The 19548-nt window shown below is 45.6% G+C and carries 16 protein-coding genes and 1 riboswitch; of the genes, 15 read left to right on the plus strand and 1 reads right to left on the minus strand.

Annotated features, from left to right (window positions below; translation table 11 throughout):
- Window positions 1-206 precede the first annotated feature (206 nt).
- The 9 genes from DWX61_RS02370 (at window position 207) to DWX61_RS02410 (ending at window position 10944) form a co-directional block, all read left to right on the plus strand.
- Window positions 207-1895, plus strand: a complete 1689-nt coding sequence (locus DWX61_RS02370; protein WP_118623578.1) for a DUF1002 domain-containing protein — start codon at window positions 207-209, stop codon at window positions 1893-1895.
- A 232-nt stretch (window positions 1896-2127) separates the two neighbouring features.
- Window positions 2128-3330, plus strand: a complete 1203-nt coding sequence (locus tag DWX61_RS02375; RefSeq protein WP_015525970.1) for a class I SAM-dependent rRNA methyltransferase — start codon at window positions 2128-2130, stop codon at window positions 3328-3330.
- A 73-nt stretch (window positions 3331-3403) separates the two neighbouring features.
- Window positions 3404-3817: a hypothetical protein gene (locus DWX61_RS02380; RefSeq protein ID WP_118623580.1), complete on the plus strand. Its 414-nt coding sequence runs from the start codon at window positions 3404-3406 to the stop codon at window positions 3815-3817.
- 1 nt (window position 3818) lies between these two features.
- Window positions 3819-4667 carry a DUF5685 family protein gene (locus tag DWX61_RS02385; protein WP_118623582.1) on the plus strand — a complete coding sequence of 283 codons (849 nt, stop codon included), beginning with the start codon at window positions 3819-3821 and terminating at the stop codon, window positions 4665-4667.
- The gene (locus DWX61_RS02390; protein ID WP_021651556.1) at window positions 4661-5308 is read left to right on the plus strand and encodes a J domain-containing protein; all 648 of its coding nucleotides are present in this window, start codon (window positions 4661-4663) and stop codon (window positions 5306-5308) included. Before DWX61_RS02385 ends, DWX61_RS02390 begins: the two co-directional genes overlap by 7 nt.
- Before the next feature lie 193 nt (window positions 5309-5501).
- Window positions 5502-6488, plus strand: a complete 987-nt coding sequence (locus DWX61_RS02395; protein ID WP_110104065.1) for a diaminopimelate dehydrogenase — start codon at window positions 5502-5504, stop codon at window positions 6486-6488.
- A gap of 284 nt (window positions 6489-6772) precedes the next feature.
- A complete protein-coding gene (locus DWX61_RS02400) occupies window positions 6773-8263 on the plus strand; it encodes an N-acetylmuramoyl-L-alanine amidase family protein (protein ID WP_118623584.1) in 1491 nt (496 codons plus the stop codon).
- A 282-nt stretch (window positions 8264-8545) separates the two neighbouring features.
- Complete coding sequence (locus DWX61_RS02405; protein ID WP_118513167.1) at window positions 8546-9988, plus strand: C40 family peptidase; 1443 nt, start codon at window positions 8546-8548, stop codon at window positions 9986-9988.
- A 231-nt stretch (window positions 9989-10219) separates the two neighbouring features.
- A riboswitch (cobalamin riboswitch) is annotated at window positions 10220-10389 on the plus strand.
- Window positions 10390-10656: 267 nt separating this feature from the next.
- On the plus strand, window positions 10657-10944 hold the full coding sequence (locus DWX61_RS02410; protein WP_173723397.1) for a cysteine-rich small domain-containing protein: 288 nt from the start codon (window positions 10657-10659) through the stop codon (window positions 10942-10944).
- Between the two features lie 108 nt (window positions 10945-11052).
- Here DWX61_RS02410 and DWX61_RS02415 read toward each other — a convergent pair whose 3' ends face one another.
- Window positions 11053-11769, minus strand: coding sequence for a phosphatase (locus DWX61_RS02415; RefSeq protein WP_118623586.1), 717 nt, complete (start codon window positions 11767-11769; stop codon window positions 11053-11055).
- 354 nt (window positions 11770-12123) lie between these two features.
- Between DWX61_RS02415 and DWX61_RS02420 the strand changes: the two genes are divergently transcribed.
- The 6 genes from DWX61_RS02420 (at window position 12124) to DWX61_RS02445 (ending at window position 19529) form a co-directional block, all read left to right on the plus strand.
- Complete coding sequence (locus DWX61_RS02420; RefSeq protein WP_118623588.1) at window positions 12124-14649, plus strand: glycyl radical protein; 2526 nt, start codon at window positions 12124-12126, stop codon at window positions 14647-14649.
- Window positions 14650-14660: 11 nt separating this feature from the next.
- A complete protein-coding gene (locus DWX61_RS02425) occupies window positions 14661-15452 on the plus strand; it encodes a glycyl-radical enzyme activating protein (protein WP_118513164.1) in 792 nt (263 codons plus the stop codon).
- Window positions 15453-15638: 186 nt separating this feature from the next.
- Window positions 15639-16520, plus strand: a complete 882-nt coding sequence (locus tag DWX61_RS02430; RefSeq protein ID WP_118368607.1) for a class II aldolase/adducin family protein — start codon at window positions 15639-15641, stop codon at window positions 16518-16520.
- A gap of 33 nt (window positions 16521-16553) precedes the next feature.
- Window positions 16554-17942, plus strand: coding sequence for an aldehyde dehydrogenase family protein (locus tag DWX61_RS02435; protein WP_021651547.1), 1389 nt, complete (start codon window positions 16554-16556; stop codon window positions 17940-17942).
- Between the two features lie 18 nt (window positions 17943-17960).
- On the plus strand, window positions 17961-19190 hold the full coding sequence (locus tag DWX61_RS02440) for a zinc-binding dehydrogenase (RefSeq protein ID WP_118513162.1): 1230 nt from the start codon (window positions 17961-17963) through the stop codon (window positions 19188-19190).
- 24 nt (window positions 19191-19214) lie between these two features.
- Window positions 19215-19529, plus strand: a complete 315-nt coding sequence (locus tag DWX61_RS02445) for a BMC domain-containing protein (RefSeq protein ID WP_015525953.1) — start codon at window positions 19215-19217, stop codon at window positions 19527-19529.
- Window positions 19530-19548: the final 19 nt, after the last annotated feature.

A 19548-nucleotide genomic window follows, 5' to 3' on the forward strand; every position in this document is an offset into this window, starting at 1 on the left:
AATGTGAGATATAATTTCCGGCAGCGTTTTTTTTATATAATATAAATTACAAATATTTCTGCAGCTGTGTTATAATACAACAAGAATGACAGATCGTGAAGCGCTCACATTCGTGGAGATGTAAGTAATGGAGATGAATGTCCGCTTTACACCGCAAAAGTTAAGCAGATACAATCAATTCGAAAAAATATATGGAGGGAAGATCAATGAAAAAAAGAAACATGATCGCAGCTCTGCTCTGCAGTGCATGCCTTGTGGCAGGAAGTGTAAATCCCGTATTTGCAGATGCATCGAAGGTAGTAACACTTGGAGCAGATCTTACGGATGCTCAGAAGCAGACAATGATGAAATATTTTAATGTAAGTTCCGATCAGGTGCAGGTGATGACCATTACAAATGAGGATGAGCATAAACACCTGGATAATATCGCGCCACAGTCCCAGATCGGTTCCAGAACTTTGAGCTGTGCTTATGTGAAGCCTACACAGTCCGGCGGGATCAAGGTCCGCACAGCAAATCTGAACTGGGTGACAGGTAATATGATCGCAACCACACTTTCCACATCCGGTGTGAAGAATTGTGAAGTAGTTGCTGCCTGCCCGATGGAAGTATCCGGAACAGGTGCACTTACCGGTATTCAGATGGCATATGAGAAGGCCAGTGGAGAGAAGCTGGATGAGACCAAGACGAAGCTTGCCAACCAGGAGATCGTAACCACCGGTGAACTTGCAGATAAGGTTGGTAAAAATGAGGCGACAACAGTTGTAAATCAGTCTAAGATGGATGTGATCCAGAACGGAGTACAGAATGCAGATGAAATCCAGAATATTGTCATCAATGTGGCTGAGCAGAACAATATTTCCATAAGCCAGGACGATATTGACAGGATCGTGTCTCTTCTGGGACAGATCGCACAGCAGGATTACAATTATGATGATGTGAAGGAAACACTGGAGCAGGTAGATGCCAATACCACAGGCCAGGCCTCTTCCTCTGATGATACACTGGATGGAGAGAGCAGTGATGACACCGTAGATGTGGATGAAGATTCTTCAGATGATATCGTCAACAATGTAAATGACAGCATTCTTGGGGACGATGTGATCCAGAGCTCCACAGAAGACCCGGGTCTTGAGAAAGAAACAGGAGCAGATTCTCAGGATACAAGCAATGAGACCGGAATTCCGGATGCTACCGACGACGGAACCTATGGCAATGAGGAAAACTCGGACGAAAGCAGCACAGACGAAAGTACCTCTGATGAGAGCAGCACAGATGATAGTGCATCGGACGAGAGCAGCACAGACGAAAGTGCTTCTGACGAGAACAGCACAGATGATAGTGCATCCGATGAAACCGGAATCCCGGAAGCAACAGAAGACACAGAATCTTCAGAAAGTACAGACAGCTCAGACCAGGCAGACAGTGCAGAAAACGATACTTCTGTGCTCAGCGAAGAAGCAAAGAACAATTATGACAAATTTGTCCTCTTTGTAAAAGGCGAGTATGAGGGCGATGCAGAATCCCTTCTTGCTGCAACGGAAGATACAGAGGCAGTGGCAACTGTAATACTGGATGAGCAGACAGCGAAGAGTGTGGCAGAAACTGTTGAGAAGGATTATTATGACATTCTGAAGGATGGTACAGAATCCTATGAGGCAGATGGTACAGAGAAATATCAGAGTACAGAGCTGAATATGATGGATCAGAAGCTGAAGAAGCTGTTCGGTATTGACAGTTCCCAGGATGACACAGATGCCACAGACGTGGCAGCTGCTATTCTTGCAGATGTTCCCCAGGAAGATAAGCAGACACTTTATAAAGAAACCATGAAATATCTGGCAGGTCTTTACGGCGAGAACACGGACGCTTCCGAGGAATCCGCAGCAGAATAAAAGATCAGCAGAAAAAGAGATGAATACGCCGCAGCAGAGAAAACAACCTCTGCTGCGGTATTTTTTTGTCGTGCCGGAAAGATATCATGAAAATTTTGTGATTTACGACAAGGATTTGTGTAAGCACTGGAAAAATGGATTTTTCTGTGATAAAATTGACCGTAAATCGGTTTTGTGGACTCATACATCGCAAACCGTGACAGGGAAACGAGAAAGGGAAAAGGTAGAATTTATGAGCCTGGCAGTAGTAACATTAAAAAAAGGCGAAGGCAGATTCCTGAAATCAGGAGGCCTCTGGGTATATGACAATGAGATCGCAAGCATCATGGGAAGTTTTGTGAACGGAGATATCGTTCTGGTCCGGGACTTTGACGGATATCCGATGGGAAGAGGATTTATCAACACCAATTCCAAGATTACAGTCCGTATGCTTACCAGAGATGAGCGTACAGAGATCAGTCCGGAATTTTTGAAACAACGTGTCCGCGACGCATGGGAGTATCGTAAGAAGGTAGTAGATACCGGAAGCTGCCGTGTGATCTTCGGAGAAGCAGACTTTCTTCCGGGTCTTGTTGTGGATAAGTTTTCAGATGTGCTTGTTGTACAGTCTCTTGCACTGGGAATCGACCGTCTTAAAGAAACGATCATAGATGCACTGAAGGAAGTTCTTGCTGAGGATGGGATCCGGATCCGTGGAGTCTATGAGCGAAGTGATGCAAAGGTACGCCGCCAGGAAGGAATGGAACTTACCAAGGGATTTATCGGAGAAGAATTTCCGACACTTGTTCAGATTGAAGAGAACGGTGTGAAATATGAAGTAGATATCAGGGACGGGCAGAAGACCGGATTTTTCCTGGATCAGAAATATAACCGTCTTGCTATCCAGAAGCTCTGCAAGGGGGCGAAGGTTCTGGACTGCTTTACACATACCGGCTCTTTTGCCCTGAATGCGGGAATTGCAGGGGCACAGAGTGTTCTCGGTGTGGATGCGTCGGAAACTGCAGTTCTGCAGGCAAGACGAAACGCCAGTCTGAACGGCCTGGACGGAACAGTGAAATTCCTCTGTGAGGATGTTTTTGAGCTTCTTCCCGAGCTTGAGGAGAAGGGAGAGAAATTTGATGTTGTGGTACTGGATCCTCCGGCATTTACGAAATCCAGAAGCTCTGTAAAAAATGCCATCAAGGGATACCGTGAGATCAATCTCCGTGCAATGCGTCTTGTAAAGGACGGCGGATTTCTGGCAACCTGTTCCTGCTCTCATTTTATGACATATGAGCTGTTTACACAGACCATCGGTCAGGCAGCGAAGAATGTCCATAAGAGACTGCGCCAGGTAGAGTACCGTACACAGGCACCGGATCATCCGATCCTCTGGTCAGCTGACGAATCCTATTATCTGAAATTCTACATTTTCCAGGTATGCAATGACCGTTAGGAACTGCCTCCGGATTTTTTTACGGAAATTTTTTGGCAGTGCCGTATGGCAGTGAAAAGGAGATGCAGATCATATGAGAGACAAATTCAATAAATTTATGCAGGGACGTTATGGAGTGGATGATCTTTCCAGGTTTACCATGGGAGCTGCACTGGTTCTGATCATTCTGGCAATGTTTGCCAATATATTCAGCAGAACTGCCGGCAGCACTCTTGACATTCTCGGGGTCGCAGCGATCGTATATGCATATATACGTATTTTTTCCAGAAATATCCAGCAGCGTTATGCCGAAAATCAGAAATTCCTTCAGATGACGTCGAAGTTCCGTTTTCGCTTCAATAAAGAAAAGAATCTGATGAAGCAGAGAAAGACCCATCACATCTACAGCTGTCCGGGCTGTGGACAGAAGATACGTATTCCAAAGGGAAAGGGCAAGATCGAGATTGAATGTCCGAAATGCCACACAAAATTCGTAAAAAGGAGCTGACATGTTCGGATATGTGACCGTTAATAAACCGGAAATAAAATTCAAGGATTTTGATGTGTACCGTTCTTTTTACTGCGGCCTTTGCAGAGAACTTCGGGAGAGATACGGGATACCGGGACAGATTTCACTGACTTATGATATGACATTTGCGGTCCTTCTTTTAAGTGCCCTTTATGAACCGCCAACGAAGAAGGGAACTTCCAGGTGTGTGGTCCATCCGCTGAAGCCCCAGCCGGTACGTAAAAATACAGTAACTGAGTACTGTGCGGATATGAATGTGATCCTTACTTATTACAAATGTATGGATGACTGGCAGGATGAACACAAACCATTGCACTATGCATATGCAAGAATTCTGAAGAATTGCGGAAATATGCATATGTCTGATTATCCGGAGAAGATCCAAAGGATCCGAGGCGCACTGGAGGAGCTTTCTTCCCTGGAAAAACAGAGGGAAACCGATGTGGACCGTGTAGCCGGGTGTTCCGGACGTATCATGGAAGAGATTCTGGCCTTCCGTAAGGATGTCTGGGAATCGTCCCTGCGCCGTCTGGGATTTTATCTCGGAAAATTTATCTACATCCTGGATGCTTATGATGATGTGGAAAAAGATGCAGAAAACGGAAATTACAATCCTTTCCTTGAAAAATATAAGATAGAAGGGTTCGAGGAAGAGGTACGCCGGCTTCTTATGATGATGCTTGCAGAATGCTGCAGAGAATTTGAAAAGCTGCCGATCATCCGATACGGAGATATCCTTCGAAATATTTTATATTCCGGCGTCTGGTGCCGCTTTGCGGCAATCGGACAGAAGCGCAGGGAAGAACGGGAGAAAGAGAAAAGATGTTAGATCCATACAGCGTGCTGGGAGTTCCCAGAAACGCATCTGATGATGAAATAAAAAAGGCATACCGGAAGCTGAGCCGAAAGTATCACCCGGATGCCAATATCAATAATCCAAATAAGGATCAGGCCGAAGAAAAATTCAAAGAAGTGCAGCAGGCTTACGAACAGATCATGAAAGAGCGTGAGTACGGAAGCAGTTCCCAGAATGGTTATGGTGGCTACGGAAATTACGGTGGTTTTGGAAATTACGGAAATGCCGGTTCCAGTGCCTATCAGGATGAGGAAAGTATGCGCAGAAGGGCGGCCGCCAATTATGTGCAGAGCGGTCATTTTCAGGAAGCTATGAATGTACTGGATTCTCTTGGTCAGAAAAATGGAGAATGGTATTACCTGGCTGCTATGGCAAATATGGGAATGGGAAATAATGTAACAGCTCTGGATCAGATCCGTGAGGCAGTCCGTCAGGAACCGGATAATATGCAGTACCGTATGTTGCTCCAGAGAATGGAAGGCGGTGGCGGCTGGTATCAGCAGCGACAGGATCCCTTTGGGGGAATGCCGACCGCAGGAGGAGATATGTGTGATGCCTGCTGTAGGACCATGGCTTGTTTCATGTGCTGGCCGGGCGGCTTTTTCTGCTGCTGATGCAGAAACAAAGCGGTCATCGATATCCCGGAACTGAGAATCGGAATATCCTGAGGCAGCATGTCCATATGATTGTAAGGCGGATCAGGCAGATCCGTTTTGCGATATAGATCGCAGAGGAATTTTTCTGACAGAAATTCACAGTGCTGTCCGGAAAATGACATACTGCAGAGAAAAAGAGGAGGAAATCATTATGAGTATAAGAATTGGTATTTTAGGTTACGGAAACCTGGGACGCGGCGTGGAGTGCGCCATCAAGCATAATCCGGATACAGAGCTGGTTGCAGTATTTACCAGACGTGATCCGGAGACTGTAAAGATCCTTACAGAGACCGCAAAGGTTTATTCTGTAAAAGACGCAGAGAAGCTGAAAGATGAGATCGATGTCCTGATCATCTGTGGAGGAAGTGCGACAGATCTTCCTGTTCAGACACCGGAGTATGTAAAATATTTCAATGTTGTGGACAGCTTTGATACACATAAGAAAATCCCGGAGCATTTTGCAAATGTTGACAAGGCAGCAACAGAGAGTGGACATGTAGGAATCATTTCCGTAGGCTGGGATCCCGGAATGTTTTCTCTGAACCGTATGTATGCAAATGCGATCCTTACAAATGGAAACGACTACACATTCTGGGGCAAGGGTGTCAGCCAGGGACATTCTGATGCAGTCCGCCGCATCAAAGGCGTAAAGGATGCAAAGCAGTACACCATTCCGGTAGAAGCTGCACTTGAGGCAGTAAGAAACGGAGAAAATCCGGAGCTTACCACACGTCAGAAACATACAAGAGAGTGCTTCGTAGTTGCTGAGGAGGGTGCTGATCTTGCACGTATCGAGGAAGAGATCAAGACCATGCCGAATTACTTTGACGAGTATGATACAACGGTACATTTCATTTCTCAGGAAGAGCTGGATCGTGACCACAGCGGTATTCCACACGGCGGTTTTGTGATCCGCAGTGGAAAAACAGGCTGGAACAATGAGAATAGCCATGTGATCGAGTACAGCCTGAAGCTGGATTCCAATCCTGAGTTCACATCTTCTGTGATCGTTGCCTATGCAAGAGCTGCATACCGTATGAATCAGGAAGGACAGAAGGGCTGCAAGACAGTATTTGATGTTGCACCTGCATATTTAAGTGCCCTTGACGGAGCAGAGCTTCGCAAAAAATTTCTGTAAGGATCTGTAACAGATCTGTAACAGACAGGAGTAAAACTGCATAAAGGATCATATCCCCGGAGCATCAGTGAATATTTCTGATGTTTCGGGGATTTTTTCTGCATAAAATCAACATTGGTAATACCGGAATGACATTTTTTCTGAAAGAAAAGGAAAGAGTTGACGGACTGTAAAGAATGTTATATAATATGGACGTAAAATTGTAACAAAATTGTAATGTTTACGATCAGCCGGACTTAAGAAATAGTAAATATCAATGATCTATCTATCAAAGGAAGGTATGTATGCGAAAATTAAGCAGAAAATGGAAACTCTGGGGACTTTTTTTTGTTCTGATGTTCTTTGCAGCCGGAGCAACTGTACATACAACGGCAACCGATGTACAAGCTGCGGCCAAGAACGGCTTTAAGACCGAAAAAGGAAAATCCTATTATTATCAGAATGGCCAGAAGGTAAAAGGCTGGCTTACACTGAACGGGAAGAAATATTTTTTTAATAAATCCACAGGCGTGCAGATGAAGCGCTGGGCTAAGGATTCCAAGGGCAAACGATATTTTTATAATGTTAACGGTGTCAAGGGCTATATGGCAACAGGCTGGCTTACAGACAGAGAGAACAATACCCGCTATTTTAATCCCACCAGCGGATATATGACAACGAGATGGGCCACGATCAGTAATAAGAAATATTATTTCTACAGCGGCAGTGGTGTTGCTGCAAGAAGCGTATTCCTTACAGACAAGAAGAATGTGACCAGATATTTTACCAGCAAATGCTTTATGGCAAAGGGCTGGGCAACGAATAAGAAAAAGCAGAAGCGTTATTTTGATCCAAACACGGGAGCTATGTATAAGGGCTTTAAGAAGATCGGCAGCAATACCTATTATTTTTACAGCAAGAGCGGCGTGATGGCTACCGGATGGGTCACAAATTCCAAAAAAGGATATAAATATTATTTTGATCCGTCAACCGGTGTCATGGCTACGGGAACGAAGACGATCGATGGCAAGAAGTATACATTTGGCAGCAATGGTGTCCTGGATACCAACCCGGGTACTGCTACAGTTACAAGCTCCAGGACCATCAAGAATTTCCTCGCCAATGCATTACTTCCGGTAGGAAAGACTCTTTACGTATGGGGCGGCGGCCACAACTGGTCAGATGCGACCAGAAAGGGCATCAGTCCAAAATGGAAACAGTGGTATGACAGCAATTCCAGCTCCTATAATTACAGATATTATATGGATCTCAGTGAAGCTACAGAACAGAAGGGCCTTGACTGCTCCGGCTTTGTAGGATGGTCTGTATATCAGATCATGCAGAGCAGATCCGGCGGACCCCAGTATACTACTGTTTCCGGAGATATTGGATCTTTATATTCCGGTAAGGGAATGGGAACCATCGTTTCCCAGTCTCAGCTGGCAAGCTCAAACTGGAAGCTTTATCCGGGAGATATCGGATACAACAGCGGACATACCTGGATCGTTCTCGGACAGTGTTCTGATAAGAGTGTTGTGATTCTCCACTGTACACCTAATGCCGGCGTACAGATTTCCGGAACACCGACACCAAGCGGAACTTACGGAAGCCAGGCGATCAAGCTGGCAGAAACTTACATGTCCAGGTATCCTGGAGTCAGCAAATATGATTATCATGAATCCAGCGGTAATTATATCCGAAACGGTGCATACTTCAGATGGAACAGAAGCACACTTTCCGATCCCAACGGATATCTGAAGAAAACAGCCAACCAGATCCTTGCAGATCTTTTCTGATCGGAAATACGCGGAAAGAAATTTATATGTAATAAATGACTATAAGAAACATGCGAGGAGAACCTGAGATATCACAGGTTCTCCTTTTTGATGTCAAAATCATTAATAAATGTTACAAAGTTTTAAACTAATTAATAGAAAATCCTTGCAATCCAAATAACACTGTGTTAATATATAAAAAGATTGAAACAAGATATTTCAAAAGTATTACAAAAAAACCAACGAAGCGGATGGTCAGATCCGCTGTATTAAATTAGAATCAGATTGCGAGGGTGAACAGTCATGAAGAAAAGGATATTATGTCTGACACTGGCGCTCATCATCAGCGGAGCACAGGTAGTCAGCGTAAGCGCAACAAGAGAAGATGAGGCAGCACTTCAGCAGGAGATGGATGCGACCAATGAACAGCTGAATGCGACTTATTCCAGATTGGATGAGCTTTCCTCACAGAAGTCACAGATTGAAGGCGAGATTTCAACTCTTGATGCCAATCTTGTAAACGTGATGGTTTCGATCCAGACACTGGAAGGAGATATCTCCAATAAGGAAGCCGACATTGCATCTACACAGACCAACCTTGAGAAGGCCAAAAATGCCAAGCAGAAACAGTATGAGGCAATGAAGAAACGTATCCAGTATCTCTATGAGAAGGGTGGAGACGATGCATGGTTCCAGATGATGCTGAATGCAGAGAACCTGTCTGACCTTCTTACAAGAGCAGAGTACACACAGAAGACTTATGAGCAGGACCGTAAGAGCCTTGAAAAATATTCCAATACGATCCAGCAGGTGGCAAACCTGGAAGCACAGTACACACAGGAGAAGGCAGAGCTGGAGGGGATGAAGCAGGAATATGAAGCAGAGTCCCAGAACCTGCAGGCACAGCTGGATGAGAAGCGTGCCACATCCGCAGATTATGATAATGAGATCGCCTACGCACAGCAGCAGGCTACAGATTATGCAAACCTTCTTGCAGAGCAGACTGCAGAGCTTCAGAGATTAGAGGCTGAGCGTATTGCAGCAGAGGAAGAGGCAAGACGTCAGGCCGAGGCTGAAGCAGCAGCGAGAGCACAGGCTGAGGCAGAAGAGGAAGCAAGACGCCAGGCAGAGCAGGAAGCACAGCAGGATGAGGCGGACGAGAGCGAAGATGTACAGTACGATGAGGACGGCAACGTGATCGAGAATACAGATGAGGATACTGCAGAGGATGACACCGAGCATGTGGATGAAGATGCAGACAATGGTGAAAATGATGATGCGTCCGGGGATACTGAGAATACAGAGGATAATGCAGACGCAGATTACGATAACAGCACAGATGCATCCGAAGAAAGTGCAGAGGACACATCCTCAGACAGTGACAGTTCTTCTTACAGCAGCGGTTCAGGATCTTCTGTTGTGAATTATGCCACACAGTTTGTAGGAAATCCTTACGTATGGGGCGGAACAAGCCTTACCAATGGTGCAGACTGCTCCGGATTTGTACAGAGTGTCTATGCGAACTTCGGAGTCAGCCTTCCGAGAACATCCTATGAGCAGCAGAATGCAGGTACAGAAGTATCCTACGCAGATGCACAGCCGGGAGATTTGATCTGCTATGGCGGACACGTGGCTATTTACATGGGTAATGGCCAGATCGTTCATGCATCGAACTCTCAGGACGGGATCAAGATCAGCAATGATGCTACATACAGAACAATTGTATCTGTAAGACGTCTTGTATAATAAGAACGTACAACAGAAAATAAAAACACAGCAGCCCGACAGCAGTTTGTCGGGCTGTTTTTTATGTCGTAAAAAACACTGAAAACCCATGGAACGGAGTAAACAGCAACAAAATATGCTCATAAATATATAAATATTGAAAATAGTATTGACATATAATTAACAGGATGTTATTATGATGTCAGTATAATTCCATATTGAACATAGCAAGTGCTGAGGATGGCTGACAGTTATGTATTGATTATCAGAGGTCCGCAGAAAAGGGAATCAGGTGTGAAACCTGAGCGATCCGGTCACTGTAACGGAGGAGCAAATCTCATAGTCCATTGTACGTATGTATGAGAAGGAGAGAGGAGCCATGATCCCGGAGCCAGGAAACCTGCTTGTTATGGCGAGGTTAAACTTCCGTGTAAAGTGTAACAACCATTTCAGGGACTCCGCACCCCTGGGACGTTGTCTACTTTTTTACGAGAGTAGGCATTTTTTTATGGAATGCGCCTGTTCATATGAATTATACATGATTAAATGGCAGGCGATACTACTCCGGATACATTCGTTCCCTCCGCGCACTCATGAACGGATTATATTTCTACCCCGGGGTGGCATCGCTACCTCTTTTTTTATAGGAAAATTTATGCGTGGTTATGTCAGGAGAGGAGAAAAGAGCCATGGAGAAGCCATACTGGGAAGGCAAAGAATACTCTTACTTCAGCCACAAAAATTGTGAGTACTTTCCATGCCATAAAGGAGCAGATCCGGAGAACTTCAACTGTCTGTTCTGCTATTGTCCTTTATATGCACTGGGAGATAAATGTGGTGGTAATTTTCGCTTTACGGAAAGCGGCATCAAAGACTGCACCGAATGCAAGCTTCCTCACAGAAGAGAGAACTTCGGATATGTTACAGGTAAATATAGCGAGCTTGCGGAAATTGTACGGAAGCAGCGGGAAAAATAAAAAACAGGTCAGTTCAGATACAGGAAAATGTATATTCCTGTGTTTGAACTGGCCTGTTTTGTTTTGGGGTGGACAATAGCTGTTATCTGTCGGAAAAAATACAGAAGATCATTCTCTGGTTTGGAGAAAAACCTTGAGTCTGGGAAGCTGGTTGTTGAGGATCAGCTGTTCTGGAAACATGGCCTGATGAACAAACTCAGCAGCATAGGTAAAATCTCCGATATGCTCCGGGCCATGGCTGTCACTGGAAAGAAGCAGCGGCAGATCATATTTGCGGCAGCATCGAAGGATCTCGAAACAGTTTTCTCTTGTGTCGCCACGATAGCCATAAGGTGCAAGAGAAGCTTCGTTGATCTCAAAGATCGTGCCGGTTTCCCTGGCAGCCCTTGCAAGCGCATCATAATTAACCGGGTAATGAGTGTTATCACTATGTCCGAGGATCTTCACACAGGGGTTTTTCATTACATTGATAAAAGCTTCTGTGTTTTCGGCTCTGGTACCGCAGCGGTAATTCCAGGCATGCATGCTGGCAATGGCGTAATCAAGTTTACATAATAATTCCTGGTCTAAATCTACCGTTCCGCTGCGGTCAAGGATATTCAGTTCAATTCCGTAGAGTAATTCCACACCGAAATGTTTTTTAGGAGAATAGGTAAGGCTGCGGAAATAGGAGGAAGTTCCGGCTGCAAGAGTGCCGGGACCGTGATCAGTGATCCCGAGAAGCCGGAGACCTTTCTCAGCAGCTGCACGTGCCATGTTGGTGATGGTACATTCCGTGCCGTGACCACTGGCGATGGAGTGGGTATGCATATCAGAAAGATACATAAAAATACACCTCTTTTACTGTTTGAGAACATGTAACAGAGCGGAATGCGAATGTCCGCTTTACATAAATTTTTTTTGAAAAACAAAGGAATTTCTATATAAATCCAAGTATGGCAGAGCAGAAAAGCAAAGTCAATAGAGAAAAACATAAAAATACAAAAAACAAATAAAATCAACAGGGTGCAACCAATAAAAACCACAAAAACAGCTAGAAACACATGTTGGATTTCGTTGACATCGAAGTAGGGGTAAGGTATAATAAAACTACATGAGCACATAGCCGGACAGGAGCGGTTCTGGAAGCGCAGAGGCAGACAGATCACCAGAAACAACCGGTTATGAGAAAGGAGAATCATGGAGAAATTTCATATAGCAGATGTTCCGAAAACAGACAGGATCACACATCTTGTAGATAATCTTTATGCAAAGATGCCGGTGATCGAATCTGCCAGAGCAAAACTGATCACAGAGTCTTACAAAGCAACAGAAGACGAGCCGATCATCACCCGCAGGGCCAAGGCATTTGCCCACATCCTGCACAACATTCCAATCATCATCCGTGATGAGGAGCTGATCGTCGGAAGCAGCACTTTGGCGCCGAGAGGATGTCAGACGTTTCCGGAGTATTCTTTCCAGTGGCTGGAGGATGAGCTGGATACAGTGGCTACCAGAACAGCCGATCCATTTTATATTGCGGAGGAAACCAAGGCGGAGCTCCGTGAGGTACATAAATACTGGAAAGGTAAGACTACCAGTGAGCTTGCAACCTCCTACATGGCACCGGAAGCGATTCTTGCCATTGACCACAATATTTTTACACCCGGAAACTATTTCTACAATGGTGTAGGACACGTAACCGTTAAATATGAAGAAGTTCTGGCAATCGGTTATGAAGGAATCATTGCCAAAGCTCAGAAGGAACTGGATGAGTGTAATGTAGGAGATGGTGATTACGCAAAGAAATCCCGTTTCCTGGAAGCAGTTATCATGAGCTGTCAGGCAGTTATTGACTATGCACATCGCTATGCCGAGCTCGCAGAACAGATGGCATATCAGTGTCAGGATCCGACCAGAAAACAGGAACTCCTTCAGATCGCATCCAATTGTACACACGTACCGGCAAAGGGCGCCCGTAACTTCTATGAGGCGTGCCAGTCCTTCTGGTTTGTACAGCAGCTGATCCAGATGGAAAGCAGCGGACATTCTATTTCTCCGGGACGTTTTGACCAGTATATGTATCCGTATTACAAGAGTGATATGGAAGCAGGCAATCTTACCAGAGAATTTGCCCAGGAACTGATGGACTGTATATGGGTAAAATTAAACGACCTGAATAAATGTCGTGATGCTGCATCTGCAGAGGGTTTTGCAGGCTACAGCCTTTTCCAGAACTTGATCGCAGGTGGTCAGAACAAGGATGGCGAGGATGTGACCAATGATCTCTCCTTTATGTGCATCCAGGCGTCTATGCATGTGCATCTTCCGGCACCGTCTCTTTCTGTAAGAGTATGGAACGGATCTCCGCATGAATTCCTGATCAAGGCTGCAGAGCTTACAAGAACAGGAATCGGACTCCCGGCTTATTACAATGATGAGGTTATCATTCCTGCACTGCAGAACCGTGGCCTTTCTCTTGCAGATGCCAGAGAATATAACATCATCGGTTGTGTAGAACCGCAGAAGGCAGGTAAGACAGAGGGCTGGCATGACGCTGCATTCTTTAACATGTGTCGTCCGCTGGAGATGGTTTTCTCCAATGGTATGGACAAAGGGGTACAGATCAGTGTCCAGACCGGCGATGTCACAGAGATGAAGAGCTTCGATGAGTTCTATGATGCATATAAGAAACAGATGGAATATTTCATTTCCCTGCTTGTAAATGCTGATAATGCCATTGATGTGGCACATGCGGAGAGATGTCCGCTTCCATTCCTTTCCTGTATGGTGGATGACTGTCTGAAACGAGGCAAATCCGTTCAGGAAGGCGGAGCTGTTTATAACTTTACAGGTCCTCAGGGATTTGGTATTGCAAACATGGCAGATTCTCTGTATGCGATCCGCAAGCTTGTATATGAAGAAAAGAAGATGACCATGGAGGAGTTGAAGGAGGCTCTGGCATGGAACTACGGCAAGGGTATCGATGCACAGGCTGCAGCAGATATCACCACCATCGTTATGCAGAAGCTCCAGGAGAATGGCATCAGTGTAAATGAGCAGACCGCAACAGCTGTTATGACAGCAGCTCTCGGAACAGAGCCATCTCCGGAGAAGAAGGCAAGATTCGAAGAGATCCACAAGATGATTGATGAGGTTCCGAAATTTGGAAATGATATCCCGGATGTGGACTACTTTGCAAGAGATGTGGCTTATACTTACACAAGACCGCTTCAGAAATATATGAACCCAAGAGGCGGACATTATCAGGCGGGACTTTATCCTGTATCTGCAAATGTTCCGCTTGGCGGACAGACCGGTGCAACACCGGATGGCCGTTACGCACATACTCCGGTAGCAGATGGTGTTTCCCCGTCAGCCGGCAAGGATGTGAAGGGACCGACAGCTGCGGCAACTTCTGTATCACGTCTGGATCATTTTATCGTATCCAACGGAACACTGTTTAATCAGAAATTCCATCCGTCAGCACTTGCAGGAAGAGAAGGACTGGAGAAATTCGTGGCATTGATCCGAGGATACTTTGATCAGAAGGGCATGCATATGCAGTTTAATGTTGTTGACAGAGAAACACTTCTGGATGCACAGAAACATCCTGAGAAGTACAAACATCTGGTTGTACGTGTTGCAGGCTACAGCGCATTGTTCACTACACTTTCCAGATCTCTGCAGGATGATATCATCAGAAGAACAGAGCAGGGCTTCTAAAGGAGTAACGTATGGACTATTTGGATACAAAGGGCAGGATCTTTGATATTCAGAAATATTCAGTACACGATGGACCGGGTATCCGTACCATCGTGTTCCTGAAGGGCTGCGTTCTCCGCTGCCGCTGGTGCTGTAATCCGGAATCACAGGAATACCGGATCCAGAACATGAAGGTTCTGGGAGAAGATAAAGTGATCGGCCGCGACGTGACAGTTCGTGAAATGATCGAAGAGGTGGAAAAGGACCGTGCCTATTATTACCGTTCCGGAGGCGGGATCACCCTTTCCGGAGGGGAATGTATGTGTCAGGCGGACTTTTCCAGAGATCTTCTCCGCGCGGCAAAGGAGAGAGGGATCAACACAGCGGTAGAAAGTATGGCCTGTGCCCCATGGGAAAAGATCGAACAGGTACTTCCCTATCTGGATGTATATCTGATGGATATCAAGCATATGAATCAGGAAAAACATAAAGAATTCACAGGACGGGCCAACGGACTGATGCTGGAGAATGCAAGAAGGGTTGCGCTCTACGGAAAAACCAGGCTGGTGATCCGCGTTCCGGTGATCCCCACATTTAATGATTCTGTGGAAGAAATCCAGGCGATCGCAAGATTTGCAGCATCCCTTCCGGGCGTAAACAAGATCCATCTTCTTCCGTATCACAGGCTGGGACAGGATAAATATGAAGGACTTGGCAGACCCTATTTAATGGAAGGAATCCTTCCGCCCACAGCAGAACATATGCAGATGCTGAAGAATGCAGTGCATGCGGTATGCGGCCTGGACTGCCAGATCGGCGGCTGAGAGATACGGGATTACAGAAAAAAGATCCTTTGCAAACAGAAAATATAAAAAACAATAAAAACAACATAAAAAACAACAAGAAACCAACACAAAACAACGGATTGTCCTTGACTTATTTTGTGGTATGGGGTAAAATGTTCTCAGAAACAAAATAGTGCAATCCAATGCTCAAGGAGGAAATTAAGCATGGTAAACGAGTTTGAAATCAAAAAACAGCTTTGTGACATCGGTAAGAGAATTTACAACCGTAACATGGTTGCAGCTAACGACGGAAACTTTTCTGTTAAAGTAGCTGAGAATGAATATCTTTGCACACCAACTGGTGTATCCAAAGGATTCATGACACCAGAGTTCATCTGTAAAGTAGATGGCAAGGGTAATGTAATCCAGGCTAACCCGGGATTCAAACCATCATCTGAGATCAAGATGCACATGAGAGTATATGAGAAGAGACCGGACGTGGGATCTGTTGTACATGCTCATCCGATCTATGCAACATCTTTCGCAATCGCAGGTATTCCGCTTACACAGCCGATCATGCCGGAGGCAGTTATCGCCCTTGGATGTGTTCCGATCGCTGAGTATGGTACACCTTCCACAATGGAGATTCCGGACAACCTTGAGAAATACCTTCCATACTTTGATGCAGTACTTCTTGAGAACCACGGAGCACTTACATGGAGCACAGACCTTAACGCTGCATACATGAAGATGGAGTCTGTAGAGTTCTACGCACAGCTTCTGTATCAGACCAAGCTCCTTGGCGGACCGAAGGAATTCGACAAAGAGAACATCGAGAAACTCTATGCGATCCGTCGTAAATTTGGTATGCCTGGTAAACATCCGGCAAGCCTCTGCCTGAACAAAGACGGCAAGAACTGCCACAACTGCGGTGGTGCATGCCACAGTGAGGACTACAAACAGTTCCCAGGATATCAGTATGATTTCGTTGGAAAAGACTGTGATTGTGATAAAGATGCAGCTCCTGCAGCAGATGCAGCAAAGAATGATGCAGAGCTTGTTGCTCAGATCACAAAACAGGTTATGGCTCAGCTTGGCCTGAAATAATCTTTTGACGGAATAATTAAGGAGGACAATCTCATGCCAATAAGTGAGAATATGGTACAGGAAATTGTACAGGAAGTTATGGCAAAGATGCAGATTGCAGATGCTCCGGCCGGAAAACATGGCGTTTTCAAGGATATGAATGATGCTATCGAAGCAGCCAAGAAGGCTCAGCTGGTAGTTAAGACAATGTCTATGGACCAGAGAGAAAAGATCATCACCTGCATCCGCAAGAAGATCAAAGAAAATGCGGAAGTACTGGCACGTATGGGTGTTGAGGAAACTGGTATGGGTAATGTGGGAGATAAGATCCTGAAGCATCACCTGGTAGCAGACAAGACACCTGGAACAGAAGACATTACAACAACTGCATGGTCCGGAGACAGAGGACTGACTCTGATCGAGATGGGACCGTTTGGTGTTATCGGTGCGATCACACCATGCACTAACCCAAGTGAAACAGTTCTCTGCAACACAATGGGTATGCTGGCAGGCGGAAATACAGTAGTATTCAACCCACACCCGGCAGCAGTTAAAACTTCTATTTACGCAATCAATCTTTTAAATGAGGCTTCCCTGGAATCAGGCGGCCCGGATAATATCGCTGTCACAGTTGAGAAACCAACCCTTGAGACAAGCAATATTATGATGAAACATAAAGATATCCATCTGATCGCAGCAACAGGAGGTCCTGGCGTTGTAACAGCAGTTCTTTCCTCCGGTAAGAGAGGAATCGGTGCAGGAGCAGGAAACCCGCCGGCACTGGTTGATGCTACTGCTGATATCCGTAAGGCAGCTCAGGATATCGTAAACGGATGTACATTCGATAACAACCTTCCATGTATCGCAGAGAAGGAAGTTGTTGCAGTATCTTCCGTAGTTGATGAGTTAATGCACTACATGCTTACAGAAAATGACTGCTACCTTGCATCCAAGGAAGAGCAGGATAAGCTTGTTGAAACTGTACTTGCAGGCGGCAAGCTGAACCGTAAATGTGTAGGACGTGATGCGAAGACACTTCTTTCCATGATCGGAGTTCAGGCACCGGCAAACACCCGCTGCATTATCTTCGAGGGACCGAAGGAGCATCCGCTTATCACAACAGAGCTTATGATGCCGATCCTCGGAATCGTAAGAGCAAAGGATTTTGATGACGCTGTAGAGCAGGCTGTATGGCTTGAGCATGGCAACCGTCATTCCGCACATATTCATTCCAAGAATATTGATAACATTACAAAATATGCGAAAGCAATCGACACAGCAATCCTTGTAAAGAACGGCCCGTCCTATTCCGCACTTGGATTCGGTGGAGAAGGCTTCTGTACATTTACCATTGCAAGCCGTACCGGTGAGGGACTTACAAGCGCAAGCACATTCACAAAGAGAAGACGCTGCGTAATGACAGACAGCCTTTGCATTCGTTGATCAGGAGGAACATAAATCATGGATATGAACAATGTAAATATCGAAGAAATCGTTAAACAGGTTCTCTCCGGCATGACAGGAAACGCTCCTGCAGCAGCTGCTGCAAGCGCTCCGGCTGCTCCGGCAGGAAATACAATTCCTAAAAAAGCAAGAGTGGCAATGATGACAGAGAAGAAACATTTTGAGCTTCAGGAGTATGACCTTCCGGAAGTTGGAGATGACGACATCCTTGTAAAAGTTGAGGGATGCGGTGTCTGCGGAACAGATGCTCATGAGTACAAAAATGATCCATTTGGTCTTATTCCGGTAGTTCTCGGACATGAGGGAACCGGCGAGATCGTAAAAATGGGTAAAAACGTTAAGGTTGATACAGCTGGCAAACCGGTTAAAGTCGGAGATAAGATCGTTACATGTATGATCTTCAAAGATGATCCGGAAATCACAATGTTCGACCTCAACAAGAAAAACGTAGGCGGCGCTGACGTATACGGACTTCTTCCGGACGATGATGTTAAATTCAACGGATGGTTCGCTGATTACATCTTCATCAGAGGCGGAAGCTTCGGTTCCACATTCTTCAATGTAAGTGATCTGGATCTTGATTCCCGTATCCTCATCGAGCCATGTGCAGTACTTGTACATGCAGTAGAGAGAGCAAAAACAACAGGAATCCTGAAATTCAACAGCAGAGTTGTTGTTCAGGGCTGCGGACCGATTGGTCTGATCTGTATCGCCGTTCTTCATACAATGGGTGTTCACAACATCTGTGCAGTAGACGGAAACGAGCAGCGTCTTGAATTCGCCAAGAGAATGGGCGCAACTACAACTGTAAACTTTATGAACTTCAAGGGTGTTGAGGCACTTACTGAGGCTGTGAAAGAGGCTCAGGGCGGACATCTTGCAGATTTCGCTTTCCAGTGTACTGGAAATCCTCATGCTCATTCCAATATCTACAAATTCATCCGCAATGGCGGCGGCCTCTGCGAGCTTGGATTCTTCATCAACGGTGGAGATGCAACCATCAACCCGCATTTCGACCTCTGCTCCAAAGAGATCAACCTTGTTGGTTCTTGGGTATACAACCTCAGAGATTATGCAACAACATTTGATTTCCTTAAGAGAGCAAAAGCAATCGGACTTCCAATGTCTGAGCTGATCACTGACAAGTATCCGCTGGAAGAGATCAACGAGGCACTTGAGAAGAACCTGTCAATGACAGGTCTTAAGATCGCGGTTGTTAACAAATAACCTTAACGGGAAAGGAGAAGCAACATGGCAGAAGCTGTAGGAATTCTGGAGGTCTTCGGACTTGCGACAGCCTTTGTGGCAGCTGACGCCGGGTGCAAGGCTGCAAATGTCCACCTGGAGGTATTCGATAAGAATAAACCGGCGAATGCGGACAGCCTGCCAGTACCGCTTCTTGTCTGCATCAAGTACCGCGGAAGCGTGTCAGATGTCACAGCAGCGGTAGAAGCCGGCATGAAGGTCGCAGAGAGCATGACAGGTGTGGTACAGCATTACATAATCCCCAACCCGGAACCAGGTACACAGAAAATGCTGAAGATCAGCGCCCTGGATAAAGATTGAGAGGATTCCGCAACTTAAC

It is taken from the genome of Ruminococcus sp. AF20-12LB (assembly GCF_003478985.1).
Lineage (GTDB): Bacteria > Bacillota > Clostridia > Lachnospirales > Lachnospiraceae > Blautia_A.